We start from the raw sequence: 19,296 nt of genomic DNA, 5'->3' as shown, positions 1-19,296 counted from the left end.
ATCCTTAATAGAAACTTGTTTTAATACACTTTTCTTAAAACTGTACCAGGGTAATAACTTTGTAAAATATGATAATATTGTAAACCTTTTTGAGCTTTATACATCGCCCCATACTGGCACATACCAACACCGTGTCCATTTCCGGCACCATTTATAATAAATGTAGAATCGCTGGCAGATAGTTTGAAGAGTGTGCTTGGCAATAGTTTCCCAATTGGCCAGCCCAAAAAACGACGTATTTCATAACCCGAAAGTTCCTGGCTATCTGTTCCGTAATTAACAGCCAGTTTTGTAACACGGCCGCTGGCACTTCTTTCTTTTACAAACATCCTGAATGGGATGTCCATTGTATCCTGCACGGTTTTATTAAGATAAGAAATATTGAATTTGTTGTTAAACATTGAATCCAGCTGAGCAGCATCTCTTTCCATCGTCCAGCGAAAATATGGTGATTCCAAATCAGCAAACTCTTTACCAACAATATCTTGCTGTGATTTTAAATAAGCTGTTTCAGGACCTTCCCAAACACTGTTGGCTTCTTCAGAAACGCCACCACAAGATGCATGGAAATAAGCATCCGCAAGTTTGTTATCAAAAAACAAAGCACTGCCTATCGTTTCCAGTACAGCCTGGTTTCCAAGCTTTGTTTTTTGTCCTGCTCCACCATAAGCCTGGTCCCGAATATCTGCATAAACATGATATGATTTGTTTTTTCGGTTTTCCATTTTTTTTAACGCATATGTTCTTGCACAAATAGCCTGTGCTTTAACAGCCTCCATTTGTTCTGCATTGTTTGTAAAAATTTCAGCCGGAACAACGCCTTGCAGGTATGATTCCAAATCAAGATGATTTATCAGGTATAGATTTGTTGAGTCTTCTTTTAATATGGAAAGGTTTCCTGAATATTCTTTTTTACTATGTTTTATGACAGAACTATTGTTTTCTGGGATGAAATGTACCTTATCATTTTTCCGGAATAGAAAGAGCCGTTTTTCATTATAGATTTTATAACCATCTTTTATGGACTGGATATAAACCTTATTGTTTGATGAGCCAAATTCGTACCGGGCCTCTTCTGTTTCTAAAAAATATGTGCCACTGAAACTAAGTGAATCTTGCTTTGAAACTTTGGATAATAAAACTTTAATCGTTGGAATATTTGAAGATTGTGATGGCTCATTTTTTTGAGGAATACATGAACTGGCAGAAAATAAAATCAAAGAAAAAATAAGGGTCTTTAAATTTACAATCTGTTTAATCTGGCAGGCTTTTATTTTATGCATTTGTTTTGAATTGTTATTGGCTTAAAAAAAAATCGAATTACAAATTCGTTATAATTTCAACTAATTAAAGCAAACTTGTAATCCGAAACAAAATTTAAAATCTGAAAAATGACCCAGTTCTTTTACAGCCCAAAAGTATATAACCGCAGGCCAATACGAACTCCAAGACCGCCCATATCAATTTCCGAACGAACCGGAAAACCTTCTTCTGTTTTTCCTGCATCACGGGATGGAGAACCACCATGATAAAACAACTCGCCGTAAAAATCGGATGCACGACTGATGGGCAAACTTACACCGGCACCGACATTCCAACCGAAACCACTATAAAAATCTGTTCCGTCTTTTTCGAGCTCAAAATTTGTTATGGAATTCCACAATAACTCATAACCCACTCCAGCCGTAACTTTTAAATCAAGTGCATTTGTAATTGGACCTGTATAATGAAGCTGAAAAAAGAGCGGGATTAAAGTTGCGCTTTGGTCAAGCTCTGTGGCTGTCTCGGAAATCACAATTTGGCCATCTTTATTTTCACCTACCCTTGATTCCTTTGTGTAGCTGCTATGATAAACATGAACACCTAAACTTACACCAACATTCTCATCAACCATTCGGCCAAGGTTTAAGCCTCCATAAAAACCACTTTCAGCATCTGTTGGTCCTAATAAGCCAATATTAAATTCTGTCATTTTCCCTTGTGAAAACAAAAGACTAACCAATGAAAAACTTATGAAAATTATTTTAATTGTGCTGTTCATTGTTAACTCCTTTATCCGTAATCGGTTATCTGTCAATATCATTTAAAAGGCTAATTTTTAACAATTGTTCAAAATTACCATCCATTATACAATCATGACAGGCTTTTGAAGGCCTCAAAATTATTTTAACTTCTTTGGCCAAAACATTATTATAAATCATTCCATTCGCTGAGATAAGCTTTAAAAATTCTTGATGCTCCGGTTCCAGGTTTTCTGTGTATATGCTGCGTAATCGGTTATCTTTATCTGCCTTTAGCCAGGGAACAATCATGTCGGTTAAACTATAAAACGAGTCAAACAAATAAAGCTCTTTAATATTTTTCCTCAACCCGCCATTAACCAACCCCAAAATTGCGGGGCGATATCCACCACTGTGCGAACTTATTATCAGCTGACCCAACCGGTTTGTATTTACCTTATTTTCTTCTTTAAGCTTAGACAGGATTTCACGTATGTATTTTTTTAAACCGTTTCGTTCCTCAATTTTACCACCGGCAGAATCCATTGCATTTTTTGGGCCCTGGGCAACAACTAAAATTGCGTTCTTTTCAGAATTATATAACTGGTTAAGAAGATCAAAATCGTGCATTACATTTATAGCTTCATTATTCCAGCCATGAAAATGGACAATAACATCGTTATAACCTAAAACCGTTTTGTACCCACGCGGAATAAAAATAACAGCTGAACTATCACTATAATTTACACTTTGAGTAAAAACCAGCTCTTTATAGGTATGCGTACCCTGCCTGGATGAATGTGGAAACAAACTGTTTTTTAAATACAGTTTTGTCCACTCTCCCTCATCAACCCCATGCCAGACAACACTTGGCTTATCTTGCGCAATAAGTTGTTGAACTATAATAATAATTAGTAAGACTATAAAAATAGTCGATGATTTACCCGGCATTAATTTTTCCCCAAACCAAGTGTAAAAATAACCGTTTAATAGGTTTATTGTCAAATTTCAAAGATAAATTGTTGTAAGTAAAATTAACCATCTCATTCATTTTATTAATATTTATTAAAAAATCTCGATTATAGAATTAGGAATGTAAATAAAATGGATTGATTTTTTTATGACCCGTCAAAATATTCGCCGATCAATAAGGGAAATATACGACATTTATTGTGAAAAATCGTATGGAATTGGTTTCACGTTAGATTCGATATCGCTGATCTTTGAAATAGGCAATGAAATATTCCTTAAAAATAACGAAGAAGAAATTAATAAACTGTTGCACCAACCCCCTTCTAACGCACCGGATATAATGGATGACGAACCTTATTCTTTTGACAGAACGATCGCAATTTATGAACAACTTGAAGGCAAACACACGGAAGTTAGCCCTGAATTAATCCAAAAAGTATTTGAAATAAACAGCAAATATGCTTGGAAAGATTATCGTGAGAGATACTTAAACTATATTCAATCGGTTTATGAAGAGCACCCGGACGACGAATATATTAACTACCTTGCAGCTGTAATTTTTTTGGAAGAAAAAGAATACCATCAAGCATTGAAATGCATCAATCTGGCAATTGTCCAGAACAATTCATCTTCCCTGTTTACACATATTAAGGGATTATGCCTAACCCAGCTTGGAGAGTTTGATAGTGCCAGAACTTACTTGTATCAGTCACTTTTTTTAATAGAACTGCTTCAGGACATTCCACCAAGGTTAAAAAGCGCACCGGAAATTTATCCAAATTATCCAATTGAATACCATACCTCGGCAGAACTTGTGCGTATGGATTTAAACAGGCTGGATAATGTAGACACCTTTTTTGATCACAATGTTGCCCCATTAATTGGTGAGTTATCCATTTAGGATTTGCAAGCCATTCTCAATTAGCAACCGTTTCTCTCCAGATTCATTTGATAATAATGCGAATGTTTTATTTATATCACTTTGAAGGTCTGGTAGAATCTTTTTCTTCTTCAATATTTCCAAAACTTCTAATCGCAGAAGCCACTCGTTTGAAAAATTATCATCAAGCAGTTTACTAATTTCTTTCAATCTTTCAGAATTAGACTGCTCTTCATCCCGCATTTTTCGTATTTCCTCATAAAGCTTGTGTAGCTCTTTATCTTTTTCAGAATATTTAATTGGGATCGCTACATTCTCGGATTTAGGTGGGTAAATATTATGGTTGATTTTATCAGCTGTTCCAAAGAAAACCGATGGAATGGAATCTCCGATGGCCATATCGTAAACGCCCCATTGTGGATCAAATAAAGTATCACCATCCCGGGTTAAGACTGTACATTCTGTAAATGATAATAAAATTAATTTATTTTCTTTTCGTAAATTGGATTGCAAATTCCCCTGTACTTTAATACCCGATTCAAATTCCAAAGATATATTCTGCCCTTCATAAATCCCTGCGTCTATCAAATCCTGGTTAGAAAAATTTTCCAACGATTTTTTACCAAGCAGTTTTCCAACAGGTGAGCTAAATCCATCTGCATGATAAGTTATGCCATGGTTTTCTAATTGCTTGTTATCAAAAGCTAAACTTGTCGGGCCAGTTGTAGAAATATATACAGGCTGGCCATGCTCATTTTTAATCAAATTAGAAAAAACTCCCGATACCTGAAGACCGGAAGAATATTGATAAGTAGAAACTGCTTCCGATTCTATTGCTTTTTCAATGGCGTCTTGTCCACCTGTGCGAAAAGACATTTTATTTGAAAACTCTTCCAAAACTGAAAGAAGTTCCTGCCAATCTTTATTTACAAAAAGCTGTGGCTGTTCGTTTGTTATGTCGTAATTATAATTTGTACAGTTAATGCTTATGGGGATTTTTTTAACAGCCGGTTTTAAGCAATTTTTACTTTCTCCAACAGATGAAAGCAATCCGGCACCATAAATTTTTTGCTGGGATAAATCTCCAATCAATCCATACTCAACTGTCCACCAATGCAAGCGGGAAAGCAATGTCATTTCTGAAGGATTTGTATTTTGGGCTAATTTGTTATTAAGATCTTTTTCCGCCAGATCAATTTCTTCTTTTGTTGTTTCCGGGTATTCTTTTATTATCGATAAATGGCGAATAGCTTCATAAATTTCTATGTCTATTTTTGATGAAAATGCTTTCATGCCATATTCACCAAATTTTTGTAGAAATCGTGAATATTCATCATCAGCAATAATTGGCGCATGGCCAGCTGCTTCATGAACAATGTCCGGAGCAGGAGTATATAAGAGGTGCTGAATGGTCCGCATATCCGCAGAGATGGCTAAAATTTTCCGAAACTGAAATTCCATGAAAACAGCCGGCGGCAAAAAGCCATCAACAATAACCGCCTTCCAACCAATCTTTTGCAAGGCCTCATTCATTTCATCAATATTGGGTATTTTCTCTATCCCGATTCCCGTTTTCTTCAATCCATCCAAATATGAAGAGTGGGCATGATCCTTGAGGTAATCTAAATTTACACGCATTATATAACGCCAAACAGCATGATCCTGGGCAGTATATCGCTCATAATGCTGATCAACAATATATTGTTTTAAATGATGTGGAATTTGTTCAAGGACCTTTTCATATTGCATATAATCTTTTACTCCATTTTCTACTTAGAAGAAGTTAACAGGATAATCATCTTGTTTAATTCAAAACCTGTTTTAAGTGACGCTTTTTTTAATAACTCAACTCGTTTCAATAAACGGTTAACGGTTTTTGTTTTTTGGCTTTTACCGGGTTTTATTGTAAAAAATTCCATAATTGAAAATCCTGCCAACATATCTACAAAAACTTCCCACTGCTCTTTGTTAAAATAAGTTATTTCTTCAAAAGTATTGATCTTTAGGAATTTCCTTAAATCCGGGTTTTCAAATATTTTTCTTTCTTCAGGTTTAAAAACAGTTTCAGGTAAAAAGGTAGTTATATTATCATAACATGATAAAAGTTTTATCATCACTAATTCATCGTCAGTGAATGTATTTTGTTTGTTTAAAGTTTTTTCAAGTAACCAATATTTATAATATTCCGGTCGTTCAATTTCATCAATCGAGTCAAGCAAATAACGATTTAAATAAATAGTGAAAAACCAATTTAGCTTTAACTTAATTCGATCATCCTTAAAATGTTCCTTAATAAATAAGTCTGTTTTTTTATTAAGTGAGTTCTCATATAAAAAATCCGGTAACCATGCCAAATTCTCAAGATTGGTGTGAAGTTGCTTATTCTCAAAACCCACTTTTGCCAACTCAATAAAATTGTAAATTTCCTTTTTGGAACTATTTAGTGATTTAAATATTGAGTCTGTTTTTTTCTTTGAATATCCATTTAATATGGAATCTATGCATTTTTTCCTGTTGGAATAAAATTCAATAAGTTGCTGAGTAACAGGCTCTATTTTAAACTCATGCAATCTTTCTTTTATAGATGTGACTCCTGCTCCATTAAGTTTCTCGTTTAGCAAGCCATAGGGGTTTTCTAAATCAGAATATACTTCTTCAATTTCCAGGAAAACCTGGTATTTATAACCGCCAAGTTCTGCAAATAAACCTTTTTCGATTATCTCGCTGTTTTTCCGCAAATATTCCAATCCTGAAATATGCTCTTTTAAAATGGTATAAACCGAATCTTCATGGCTTAATTTTAAAGCATTAGCGAGGCTTTCGCTTTTCAAATTTCCTGATTGGTCCTTGTAGTTCACTGAAAAATTAAACATGCCTGCTGTTTCCTGATAGGCATTATTAAATAAAACCAATGACCTTTCGCCATTATACATATTGCTAAAAACGTAAACATTTTCATTTACGTGAGAATTACCTACAACAAAGTTATATAGATGGAAATTATCTACTTCACTAAATAATTTACGCTTTTTCAGAATAGGAAATATTTCCCTGCGGTGCCTGTTTACCAAATCATCATCAATGGATTCATCCCAATAAGCCTTTTTGTATTCCATACCATACTTTTCCTGGAACCCTTCAATTTGTCCGTGACCAAACATAGGCAAACCGGGCATGGTGCACATTAGCATACAAACACCAAAATACTTGTCTTCTTTGCCGAATTGTGCAACGGCAGTTTCTTCATCCGGGTTATTCATAAAATTTACGTATCGCTTCATTATTTGCGGATTAAATTCCAGTACATTTTGGATCATCAAGCGATATTTCTCATTTTCTTCATCTTTAAGCAGGTTCATAAAAGCGCTGTTATAAACCCGGTGCATACCGAGCGAGCGGACAAAATATCCTTCCATCATCCAAAATGCTTCCGCCAATAAAAGCGTATCCGGGCATTCCTGTTGAACGCGATCAACCACCTCTCGCCAGAACTCCTCAGGAAAAATTTCGTTGAATTGAGCTTTGGTCATGGCATATTCAGCCCGCGTTGGAATATCACCGCCAGTGCCGGGCTCAGGAAACCACAAACGCTGATAATGTTTTTTTGCCAGCGTCATTGCTGCATCAAAACGGATTACAGGAAACATACGCGCCACATGCAAAATAGTCTGGATAACACCTTCGCGAACTTCCGGCAACATAAAGTTCAATTGGGCTGTGTCATTCCAGGGCATCCCGGTGCCATCATTTCCATGATAAATAAAAGTTTCTTGGCCGGTGTTTTTATCTACTCGCTTGAAGGATACGCCGGCATCACTTTGCTGCCAGTAACCATCTTCGATATAAACGCTCATCGATTCATCATCAGAAAGATCTGGCCCATTAAATGTGTGGTTTGGAAATGGTGGATGATCTGTCTGTAAAAACCAATGTGGATGTTTACTGACCCAATCCGAATCGATTGCCATGTGGTTTGGTACCATATCACTTGCCAGACGGATGCCCCGTTTAGCTGCTCGGCCTTTAAGATCCTGGTAAGCCGAAAAACCGCCAATGTCTTCAGCAATATCATAATTTTTTAATGAGTATGCCGATGCGACAGCTTCCGGATTGCCATTGATTCGTTTTATTTTAGCCGAGGCACTGCTTCGTTCCCATAAGCCAATCAACCATAGCCCTGTAAAACCAAAGTTGGCCAGCCTGTTTAATTCTTCATCAGGGATCTGGTCCAGGCGTGTTATAGATTTTTTGTATTGCTTGCTTAACTGATCCAGCCATACATAGGTACTTTTGGCAATCAAAACCAGATGCGGCATCCAATCCAAATCAGCGCTAAAAGCTTCAGGCTCAAATTCATAAACATCATCACTAAAAGATGCGATAGGTGTTTCATGACCAAACGTTTCAGGAATAAATTTTTTAGCTTCCTCTTTGAAAAAATCCAGGCTAATTAGTATGCGGGAAACAAACTGGCTAATATCAGCTCCCCAATTTTCTTTTATAAATTCCAGTTGATCATAAATCGATCCTGGAAATAATTTTGCCGGCTGCATTAATGTTTCTAAAAAAGAAGTCTCACTTCCCGGAAGCTGTGGCTGATCTTCAAAAAACAGTTTCATATCGGCAAAAGCATCCTCCGAAATGGATGTTTTTTTTAGCTCCGCATCATTGATTAATTCCTTTGCCGGCTCATAAGCTTTATTTTGGTTTTGAATCCACTGCACCAACAACTCTTCAATTATAATTTCGCTGTTTTCGACACCATGTGTTTTAGATTGCAGGTATTCAGCTGCACTTATTTTTTTGTTAAAAATATCATTATTGGGAAACTGATCGGCAAACTTGTTTAGCAATAAATCCTGATCTTTTTTGCCATATGAGCTTTGAATACGCTGAAGCATATTTCCAAGTAATGTTGGATTTAATTTCGATTTGTATGATTCGATCATGAAATGCAGTATCTCATCCATCAAACCCATTGCATTTAGTAAACTTGGGCTTACGGCTGCTGTTTTTTCCGGATCACGCTGCTTATTTATTTTTTCTGATAAAGCTTTTACCGCATTAAAATTGGCAAAAACAACCCGCCCTTTTATAGAAAAAAGTGCATCGTCGATTGAATATTTTATTCTGGATTCTTTATTTACATGAAAAAAAAACTGAGGTGTTGAAGAGTTTTGTGTAACAACGGGCTTTGATCCAATTGTGAAGATCATCGTTTAGACCTTTGCAATAATGTTTAATAATATTGAATGATGATCGGGAATTTACATTTTATCCTTTTAAACAGCCAATTTATATATAAAAATTCTAATCTTTGCTGATAAAGAATGATCTTAAATATGAGGATATAAGTGAATGAAGAATGTATCAATAGCTTAACTATTAGATAAGCTATTGATACTTATAGAACGGAGAGACATTAAAATTAACAATTGGTAGTTTACATTTTATCAACGTAGTCGTATAGTTCATTATTTTCCTTTTCAATCCTATTTGCAAGCGCGCCAAATAAACTTTTAGTCTCAGAAACAAAAGCAGCGGAATCTTTTTGGATATGCAATGGGCTGGACCATTTTTTTGAATATTGACCAACCACTTCCCCAATTCCTCCAATTTCATCTATAAAACGCTTTGCAAGATGCTTTGCATCATCGCTTGTAGAACTTAGCAATTGCGGATATAATGCTTTGTCTTCTGTCGCGAGATGAATTCTTAGTTTACCCAGCAAAGTGGATAACAACCGTCTTACTTCAGAAGCATCTTCTGATAGTTGTTGGGCATTAAGTTTACCTGATATTTGTGTTGCAACTTCAAGTAAATCATTATGTTGCTGCCTGTAGTTATCTGTTCTGGCCATAACTAACTCCTGGTTTTGTTTTACTTATTTTGTGAAAAGAATAGTTTCAAGAATCGTCCAAAAGGCACAAAAGTAATAAAACCACAAAAAATGAATAGAAATTGATCAATAGCAATTATTGATAATTGAAAACAAATTTTAGTTGTTATTAGAGTTATTTGGAAAGAGTTGATTTATTGAGGCTATAAGTTCATTTTGCATAAAAGGTTTCTGCAAGGCTAAATCGGCTCCGACTTTTTTTGCTAATTTTAAATTGAGTTCGGCGTGTAAAAAAGGGCTGCCACCAGACATAGCAATTATTTTAACATCAGGATACTTTGCTTTTATTTCACGTATTACTTCAATTCCTTCTTTTTCAGGCATGACAATATCGGTTATTACCATGTCAAACCTTTGTTTCTCCAACTCCCTTAGAGCTCTCAAGCCATCCTGTGCAGTAACAATTTTATTTCCGGATTGTGTGAGACTATCTTTAAGCAGGCCGCGGAAAATATCATCATCATCTACTACTAATATTTTTATCATGGTTAAATTCGTTTTCTTTTTTTATTATTTTCCTAATTACATCTGTTAATTCTTTTGCGAGTAACGGTTTTTTCAAAAATGATTTAATCCCGAGCTTTTTAGATTTTTCCTTTGTCATAACATTATTTGATCCCGTGAGCAAAATGATGGGAAGGTCCTTTTTAATTTTTAACAATTCCTGAGCAAAACGGTCCCCTTTCATATGGGGCATAGTAAGGTCAGTTATAACAAGGTCAAATAAATCTGTATCTGTTTTAAATAACTCTAGTGCTGCTAATGAATTTGTCACACCGGCAACATTGTAACCAAGGCCTTCAAGCATTTCTTTATTCATTTTAACTATTGCTTCATCATCATCAACATATAAAATCCATTCATTTCCGGTTTTTAACTCTTGAGGTTTTCTTTTCTGAACTGTGGATTTTTTTTCAATTCTCGGAAAATAAACATCTATTGTTGTTCCCTCTCCACGAACAGAATTAAGGGTGATTTCACCATTGTGGCTTTTTACTATTCCATGTACAACTGAGAGTCCTAACCCCGTTCCTTCCCCTACTGGTTTTGTTGTAAAAAAGGGATCAAATACTTTTTTAAGAATATCTGGGTCGATTCCGTGGCCGGTATCTTGAATGTGTAATTTAATATATTCACCTGCATCCAGTTTAAATCCATTTATTTGCTTACTTTGGTCAAATATTATTTTCTCCAGATTGATGGATAATACGCCTCCGTTTTCCTGCATTGCATAAGAAGCATTTGTGCATAAATTCATAACAAGTTGATGAATTTGAATGGCATCGGCCAGGATTAATCCATCTGTGTCAGTTAGCGAGGTTTCAAATTCAATTGAGGAAGGCAGCGAAGCCCGCAGTAATTTAAGTACTTCTTTTACAACCAGCGATATTTGGACATTCTTGTAGTCTTGTTCCGTTTTTCTACTAAAGGTTAATATTTGTTGTACAAGATCGCGGGCTCTTAAGGAAGCTGTATAAATCTGATTTGCATAATTCTTAAGCTTGTTCTCTTGCGGTAACGAAAGCTTTAGTAATTCGGAGTAGCCAATTACAGAAGCTAGTATATTATTAAAATCATGTGCGATACCCCCTGCAAGTGTGCCTATGGCTTCCATCTTTTGGGTATGTAAAAGCTGGTTTTCTAGCATTCTTTGTTGGCTGATATCATTCGCCAGACAGAGCACACCATCATCGCCATTTGGCAATACAATTTTCTTTTCATTAAGCTCCATATAGCATGCAGATCCATCCTTTTTGCAACTTTTTTCAGTATGAACCAAAGTTTCGCCTGCTATCAAACGGGAGATGTTTTCTGATACATTGTTTATTGCATCGGGGTGGGTGAGCATTTTTACATTATTTCCTATTAATTCCTCTTTTGTATACCCCACTGATTCACAATACGCCGGGTTCACTTCAAGAATCACACCTTCTGCATCCTCCAAAACAATTCCGCTAGGCGACAAATCAAACAAAATTCTATACTGTTCTTCTTTTTTTGCAAGGTCCATGGCTGCTTTCTTATTTAAAATAGCAGAGCCAATAATTCCTGCTGCAGCTTTTAAAGCATCTAATTCCACTTTTGACCAATCCCTTTCAATAAAACAATCATCAAACCCTATAAACCCCCACCATAACTCTCCTGCAAAAACAGGAACAAAAGCCACAGATATTATTTGTTGTGGCTCAAGAATATCTCTTTCTTTTTGCGGGAAATCTTTCACCAGTCCGGTTAAAACCCTATTTTGGCTCAGTGTTTTTTTCCACCGATCCATACCTGACTCCTGCCAGGAAATATTCTGAAGGTCATTATTGTCAATTTGGGAAATGGCATTGGTTGAACACCACTCATATTTTTGGCTTACAAGAGAAGTTCCGTTCTCAGCAGCATGATTTTTAAAAATATAGACCCTGCTTACGCTAGTGGCCTTCCCCAATCTATTTACAACATCTTGTAAAATCTTATCCATATTAGTGTTTTTTAAAAAATTGTCACTTATATGTGCAACTGCGGAAAGAATGCGTTCCCTTCCTTGCAAGGCCATTTCGGTTTTCTTCCGCTTAGTAATGTCCCTAATCACCGCAAGGGCATTCCATGTACCTTTTATGTTAAGGCTGGATAATGAAAACTCAATTGCTATTTCAGATTGGTCTGCCGTTATAGCTTCCATTTCAATTGTTTCGCCAATTAAATTGCCCTCACCTTCTTCAATAAATGCATTTCTATATTTTTGAAACACCTTCCAATGCCTTTTAGGCGCTAAAAGAACATGAAGTTCTTTTCCAAGTACGTCCTGGCTTTTATAGCCAAAAATGCGCTCAGATGCCTTGTTCCAAAATGATATTTTCCCAGCATGGTCCATCATAATAATAGCATCACGGGTCGATGCCGCAATTCTCCTGAATTTTTCTTCACTTTCCCATAATGCCTGTTCAAAAGATTTTCGTTCGGTTACGTCCTCCTTTGTACCAACAAAATGTGTAACCTCGCCAGAGTTGTTTTTTATGGGGCTAATAGAAGCTGTTTCCCAATAAAAATCCCCGTTTTTCTTTTTATTATGAAATTCACCGCGCCATTCATATCCATTTGTGATTGTTTGCCATAATTGCTTGTATCCTTCTTGCGATGTTTTTGTACCCTTGAGAATGCGTGGATTTTTCCCCAAAATCTCCGGGGCTTTGTAACCAGAGGTTTCACAAAATTTTGGATTGACATATTCAATATTACCCAGCGTGTCGGTGATAATAATTGATGACGGGTTTTGTTTTACTGCCTGGGTAAATTTATTAATTGTATTTTCATTTTGTTTTTGCTTAGTTATGTTGGAATGAATTACGATAAACTTTGGTGCTTCACTTTTGTCATATTTTGACAAGCGTATTTTAAACCAGATTAGTGATTCCTTATAAGGACATTGATATTCAATTTCAGAATAATCACTATCCCCTTTTAGGATTAAAGCGATGTTTTTTTCGAATTCTGGTAAACACGACAAAATATTGTTTTTATGGAGTTTGATCTGGAAATAATTATCACCTTTTTGTATATCCCGGAAATTGTTTTGCTTTGCGAAGTTTTGCCAGCTTTCATTATAAAAAATGATTGTCCCATCGTTTTCTATAACAGCTATATTTTCAGGAACCAGGTTTAAAACTGATAAATTATCCAGATTTAGATTTTTTGATATTTCCATATCTACAATGAAACCTATTTTCTTAGAATGTTTTGTGTTCTCATTATTTCGGTAGAATTAAGGAAAAAAAATATCACAAAAAGTATGATTTTTATTGTCATCAGAAATAACTCGGTCTGTCATATTAAGTGCTACATTCTGAAAGAGTTTAAAATGGGCTAATATTTTTACTTTTCTGAGGCAATGCCCATAACCATTGTTAAAAACTCATTTAGGTTGTGAGATTTATTAAAAAAATGGTCCGCACCGGCTTTAAGGCATGCTTCACCATATTGGTTGGCAGGAAAATTGGAAAAAATTATGAAAATAGGTTTTTCTTTTTGATAAGAAAAAGGTTTCAGTACCTCCAAGGCTGTACCATCTTCTAACTGGAAATCCAAGACAACAATTTGAGGTAGCAACGATTGTATTAAATCAATAGACGTTTGAACATCTGCAGCTTCACCCACAATTTCAATATTTGAAAGTGGCGATAAGGTTTTTTTAAGGCTATTTCGTATTTCACGGGAATCATCAATTATCAATAAGCGCACCTGGTTCTCATCTTTAATTTGTTGGGGACTGTTTTTTTATCTGAGTTATAATAAACAATATATTTTAAAATACAGTCGTTTATTATATGATTAATGTGTAGGATTATGTGCTACAATTTGTCTGATAAGCTGGAGCTGTAAAAAAAAAAACAAGAGTCTGCTGACCGAATTAAACGAGGTTGTTTTGCACTGCATATAAGATGATATCTGCTGTACCTTTCATATTCATTTTTTCCAAAATTCTTTGGCGGTACGTATTTACAGTACTGTTCGTAAGAAAAAGCTTATCCGCTATTTCCGAAACCGATTTTCCGGAACCAATCATTTGTAATACTTCAAACTCACGGTCTGATAAAACATGGTGATCCCCGGCACTTGTATCCTGGTCCAGGTTAAAAGCTAATCTTTCAGCGAGTGAAGCACTAATATATTTTCCGCCAGCTATAATTTTACTAATGGCCTTAATCAATTCACCGGAGGCGCTCATTTTTGTCAAATATCCTGAAGCACCTGCTTTAAGTGCGCGAATAGCAAAACGGTCTTCAGGGTGCATGGTCAGAATGAGCACTTTCAATTTAGGAAACTCTATTTTGATCTCTTTTAAAATATCCATTCCATTTTTGCCTGGCATTGTTATATCAAGAACAATAACATCACATGCTTTTACTTTTAAAAATTCCATAACGTCAGAACCATTGTCAGTCTCCCCAACCACAGACATTCCTGGTTCTTTATCTATTAGCTTTTTAAATCCTTCACGGATAAGCTCATGATCATCAGCAATAAAAATATTTATCATTTTGTTCCTCTATAAAACAACGCAATATAAACTTTTGTTGGACAATACTATTATCGACCAAAATAATAATTGTCATGAGAATGGTATATCAATTTTTAACGTCGTTCCAATTTTATCGCCACTTTTAATTTTTAATTCTCCGCCCAAAATTACAGCCCGTTCCCTAATTCCAAGCAAACCAAAGTGGCCTTTTTTTACTAACTTTTCGTCTTTTATTCCAATACCATTGTCTTTTATTGAAACTATTAAATTCTTTTTTGTTTTACGAATTGATACTTCAACTTCGCTTGCTTTTGCATGTTTAGAAACATTCGTGAAAGCTTCCTGCACAATTCTAAATAAAGATGTATTTTGATCTATACTCAGATCAAGTATTTTTATTTTTGTGATCAGCTTTGTTCGTATCTTTGTTTTTTTCTGAAACTCATCTAAATGCCATTCCAGGGCAGCCATAAAACCAAGGTTATCAAGTATACCAGGTCGCAAATGGGTAACCATGTCCGATACTTTTAATGCTGTTTTATCCAACAATCCATATATTGAACTAATCTCCTTATTTACGAAATCAATATTTAGTTCATTGTCTTTTTTAGCAATTTCTTGTTCTATCAATGAAACATCCATCTTAAGTACGGTTAATATTTGACCGAATTCATCATGTAAATCACGTGCAATCGAGGAACGCTCTTCTTCCCGGGCTGCCTGTAAGTGTGCCGATAATGCGCGTAGTTGTTCGCGTGAATTATGGACTTCCTCTTCAGCTTTTTTTCGCTCAGAAATATCCCTGAATATTGTAAGAAACGCTTGCGGGTTGCCAACTGAATCAAAAATTGTAGTGGCATTTGCTTCTGCGGGAAAGCTGCTGCCATCTTTGCGAAAGAGGGTATATTCAAAACTGTAAGCAATACCGTTTTTTAATGCTTCTACTGCATTTCTATGAAGTTCTTCCCGGTTAACAGGGGAAACGAAATCCACTGAACTTATTCCTATTAATTCATCAGCGCTGTCGAACCCATGCAGTTCAACTGCCTTTTTATTAATGATTGTGAAATTTCCATCAAGATCGGTAACAGCAATTCCATCAGGAGAGGTCTCGACCAATGAACGATAGCGCTTTTCACTATCGTGTAGTTTTTGCTCAGCTTGTTTGCGAAGAGTAATATCATTTATAAATCCTTCAATAATATTACATCCATTTATCTTTTCCTTAAGCATTAAACCTTTTTCCCATACCCATTTTTCTTCACCCTTTTTAGTAATTATCCTGTATTCGAGCTCAAAGTGATTCTCAATTGAGTTTTGAACAATATCCCAAACTTTTTCCCTATGGTCTGGGTGAATGATTTTGCCATATGAATATTTTGTATTCCCAACAAGTTCATGCTTCCTGTATCCTGTTAATTCGAAACAGCCCTCACTTACAAATAACATTTCCCAATCTTCATTGTTCAGGCAACTATAGGCCATCCCCGGCAGATTGCTCATTAGGGTTGCAAGTGTTTTTTCAATTTTTTTACGTTCGGTTATATCGCTCACTACCCCTGCAATGGCTGTTGGTTGCCCCTTCTCATTTTTGATTAATGAATTTCTCTGATGTATCCAGCATACTTTACCAGATTTGTGGATTACCTGGTATTCGTAGGTTGGTGACATTTCCCCGATAATGAGTTTAGCCCATTCTTTCTCAAAATAAGAATGCCAATCTGGGTGTATTATGTTGCCAATGAGCGCCGCTGACTGATAAAACTCTTGTGGTGAATAACCAAATATTTTTTTTGAAGCAGGACTTACATACTCATATTTTCCATCCGGCAAAGACATGCGGTAGAGCATATCACTTGCATTTGTAGCCAATAAACGAAAACGTTCTTCGCTTTCCCGCAATAACCTATCGGCTTCTTTACGGTCAGTAATATCCACAAAAGAGACCAGGACCCTTTGCCAATTTTCCCTATATTCCAGCGGGATGGAGACAGTAAAAATCAGGCTTTTTAATTCCCCCCAGGAAGTTCGGATCGGTATCTCACTTTTAAATTCACTTTTGCCTTCAGCCAATACTAAAATTTCTTCTTTTAGGACCGGCCAAGATTCTTCAACAAAATAAGATGGTAAATCAGTTAAAAGGCTTTCTTTGCTATCAGCCCTGTAAAACTCAAGGCTGTATTCATTCACATTTATTACTTTAATCTGGCCGGCAATCTTTTCCAACGCTTTCGGATTATTATCAAAATAGCTGCGAAAATCATTCACACCTTCATTTTTTAATCGATCAATAAATTCTTTCACTTCCGAAAAATCTTCCTCCCAAATAATCATCGGCGAATGCTCATAAAGGGTCCGGAAGTATGATTCGCTTTTGACAAGGTTCTGTTCTATTTTTTTCCGTTCGGTAATATCGGTAATGCTTACAATAAGGTTTTTAAAATCAGATGTTTTTTGAGGAATGGAAAGATGCATTAATATATGTAATGGATTTCCTTTTAAGGTGCGGTTGCTGGCTTCAATTTCAAAAGACTCTTTCCCTTCTGCTATCGTAATTATTTCTTCTTTAAACACATTAAATGATTCTGGTACAAATACATTATGTAAAGACCCTAAAAGCTCTTCTTTACTCTCGGCTTCATACATTTTTAATGTCGCCTGGTTAACATCAAGTATTTTAATTTTACTTATTCCATCCTCAACAAATTCCGGGTGATCATCTAAATACTTCCTGAAATCGGACACACCTTTTTTCTTTAGTTCATTAATTGCTTCCTTTAACTCAGAAAGGTCTTCCTCCCACAAAGAGACAGTTGCAGACTGAAAAATATTTTTATAACGATACTCACTTTCACTTAATGTAACTTCTGCAAGCTTACGATCCGTAATGTCTTCACCGATAGATTGATATACTTCCAATTCACCTACATCGGAAAATAATGCACGGTTTGTCCACCTTTGCCACCTAATTATTTTTCCTGGTGAGATAACTTTATGCTCGTGGGTTTGGGTCGGTTTTTGTATGGTTAGTGAGGCAATATTCTCTTGTACAAATTTTCTATCTTCAGCAGGGATCAAAGACCAAAACGTTTCCCCGATCAGTTGTTCCCTGTCTAATTCAAAATAGTTGGAATAAGCCTGGTTCACAAAAGTAATTTCACCATCAGCTAAAAAACGACAGATTAAAACCGGTGTATCTTCGACTATAGCTCTGTATTGTTTTTCTGATTGACTTATCGCACGTTGAGTTTTTTTTTGTTCTGTAATATCACGCACAAAAGCTGCTACCAAAGGCCCACTTTCTTCTGGCATAATCGAAATGCTAACATCAAGATCGACTAGGTGGCCGTCTTTATGTTTATGCGTTGTTTCAAAGTGATCATGTCCTATATTAATCAGTTGATCAATTCGACGTTGAACCTCAGCCTCACCTATTTTTACCTCTAACTGGCGAATATCCATTTTTTTAAGTTCATCGGCTGTATATCCAATCATTTTGCAATAGGTAGAATTTACATCAACAAGCATTCCATTTTGATCTGCCAAAATATAACCATCCAACATTGTTTGTAAAATCTGTTCATTACGCTGTTTTTCTTTTTTAAGTACGATTTCTGCTTTGCTAAACTGCTCTATTTTGTCCTGCAGAATTTTCTGGTTTTCCTCCAGGTCCAATGTCTTTTTTTCAAGCTTGCGGATCAGGGCTTCGTTGTATTTTTTTAAATAGACTTTATCTTCTTTTTGTGGTTTGGCAGTATGTTTTAGTAGTTTCTTTTCATGTTGTAATAAAACATCTTTTATTATTTCAACAAATATGTCCGGCTCTTGTGGTTTAACCAAAAACCTGTCTGCACCAATGCTTAGCGCAAATTTTTCATCTTTGGGGTCTGTATAAGTTGCTGTATAAAAAACAAAAGGAATATTTTTAAGACTATCATCCAAACGCCATTCACGGCATAAAGTGAAACCATCCATAACCGGCATCAGAATATCACTAATGATCAAATCAGGTGGGTTTTGGCGTGCGCTCTTTAATGCTTCAGATCCATTTGTCGCCAAAGTTGTCTTATAATTACTTCCATTCAGAAGGGCTTCAAGCAAGTAAAGGTTTTGCTCATTATCATCTACAATTAATACTTTTGTCATAGCTGTTCAACCTTTCTTTACATGTTTAACAACATCCTCAATAAAAGTACTGGGATCTATGGGTTTTTCAATATAGCCACTGCAACCGGCGGATAAAATTCGTTCGCGGTCTCCAACCATCGCATAAGAAGTAACAGCAACTATTGGAATTTCTTCAAGCTGCACCTGTTCTTTTATAGCTTTGGCAACGGCATAGCCATCCATACCCGGTAATTGGATATCAAGCAAAATCAAATCGGGATTAACCTTGCTGGCCATTTCAACGCCTGCAAAACCGTCCCTTGCTGCAACAACTTCGAAGCCATGTTTTTCCAGGATAAACGTAGCCAGGTAAAGGTTTTGTTCATTGTCTTCAATTATAAGGACTTTTGTTGCCATCAGCTTTTCCCCC

13 protein-coding genes are annotated in these 19,296 nt (G+C 35.8%); 1 reads left to right on the top strand and 12 read right to left on the bottom strand.

The genetic code is table 11. The annotated features are described in order from the left end of the window. Positions 1–20 precede the first annotated feature (20 nt). From HND50_09640 to HND50_09630, 3 genes are all read right to left on the bottom strand, one after another. Positions 21–1,283, bottom strand: a complete 1,263-nt coding sequence (locus HND50_09640; protein NOG45484.1) for a SpoIID/LytB domain-containing protein — start codon at positions 1,281–1,283, stop codon at positions 21–23. 122 nt (positions 1,284–1,405) lie between these two features. After that, a complete protein-coding gene (locus HND50_09635; GenBank protein ID NOG45483.1) occupies positions 1,406–2,041 on the bottom strand; it encodes an outer membrane beta-barrel protein in 636 nt (211 codons plus the stop codon). 25 nt (positions 2,042–2,066) lie between these two features. Next, positions 2,067–2,951: a hypothetical protein gene (locus HND50_09630; GenBank protein ID NOG45482.1), complete on the bottom strand. Its 885-nt coding sequence runs from the start codon at positions 2,949–2,951 to the stop codon at positions 2,067–2,069. A gap of 169 nt (positions 2,952–3,120) precedes the next feature. Here HND50_09630 and HND50_09625 point away from each other — a divergent pair, with 169 nt between their 5' ends. Next, complete coding sequence (locus HND50_09625) at positions 3,121–3,873, top strand: hypothetical protein (GenBank protein NOG45481.1); 753 nt, start codon at positions 3,121–3,123, stop codon at positions 3,871–3,873. Here the strand turns inward: HND50_09625 and HND50_09620 are convergent. From HND50_09620 to HND50_09580, 9 genes are all read right to left on the bottom strand, one after another. Then, positions 3,862–5,601: an aromatic amino acid hydroxylase gene (locus HND50_09620; protein NOG45480.1), complete on the bottom strand. Its 1,740-nt coding sequence runs from the start codon at positions 5,599–5,601 to the stop codon at positions 3,862–3,864. The genes HND50_09625 and HND50_09620 overlap by 12 nt on opposite strands. Before the next feature lie 20 nt (positions 5,602–5,621). Next, on the bottom strand, positions 5,622–9,068 hold the full coding sequence (locus HND50_09615) for an alpha-amylase (protein ID NOG45479.1): 3,447 nt from the start codon (positions 9,066–9,068) through the stop codon (positions 5,622–5,624). A 227-nt stretch (positions 9,069–9,295) separates the two neighbouring features. Beyond that, positions 9,296–9,712 carry a hemerythrin domain-containing protein gene (locus tag HND50_09610; protein NOG45478.1) on the bottom strand — a complete coding sequence of 139 codons (417 nt, stop codon included), beginning with the start codon at positions 9,710–9,712 and terminating at the stop codon, positions 9,296–9,298. A 138-nt stretch (positions 9,713–9,850) separates the two neighbouring features. Beyond that, positions 9,851–10,237 carry a response regulator gene (locus tag HND50_09605; GenBank protein NOG45477.1) on the bottom strand — a complete coding sequence of 129 codons (387 nt, stop codon included), beginning with the start codon at positions 10,235–10,237 and terminating at the stop codon, positions 9,851–9,853. Continuing rightward, positions 10,212–13,445, bottom strand: a complete 3,234-nt coding sequence (locus HND50_09600; GenBank protein ID NOG45476.1) for a PAS domain S-box protein — start codon at positions 13,443–13,445, stop codon at positions 10,212–10,214. Before HND50_09600 ends, HND50_09605 begins: the two co-directional genes overlap by 26 nt. A gap of 167 nt (positions 13,446–13,612) precedes the next feature. Then, a complete protein-coding gene (locus HND50_09595) occupies positions 13,613–13,978 on the bottom strand; it encodes a response regulator transcription factor (protein NOG45475.1) in 366 nt (121 codons plus the stop codon). 169 nt (positions 13,979–14,147) lie between these two features. Further along, positions 14,148–14,777: a response regulator transcription factor gene (locus tag HND50_09590; GenBank protein ID NOG45474.1), complete on the bottom strand. Its 630-nt coding sequence runs from the start codon at positions 14,775–14,777 to the stop codon at positions 14,148–14,150. A gap of 72 nt (positions 14,778–14,849) precedes the next feature. After that, the gene (locus tag HND50_09585; protein NOG45473.1) at positions 14,850–18,905 is read right to left on the bottom strand and encodes a PAS domain S-box protein; all 4,056 of its coding nucleotides are present in this window, start codon (positions 18,903–18,905) and stop codon (positions 14,850–14,852) included. A gap of 6 nt (positions 18,906–18,911) precedes the next feature. Beyond that, complete coding sequence (locus HND50_09580; GenBank protein ID NOG45472.1) at positions 18,912–19,283, bottom strand: response regulator; 372 nt, start codon at positions 19,281–19,283, stop codon at positions 18,912–18,914. Between the last annotated feature and the right edge of the window lie 13 nt (positions 19,284–19,296).

The organism is Calditrichota bacterium, assembly GCA_013112635.1.
Lineage (GTDB): Bacteria > Calditrichota > Calditrichia > Calditrichales > J004 > JABFGF01.
The sequence above is the reverse complement of the archived record's forward strand: the minus strand, read 5'-3'. Positions and strand labels throughout refer to the sequence as shown.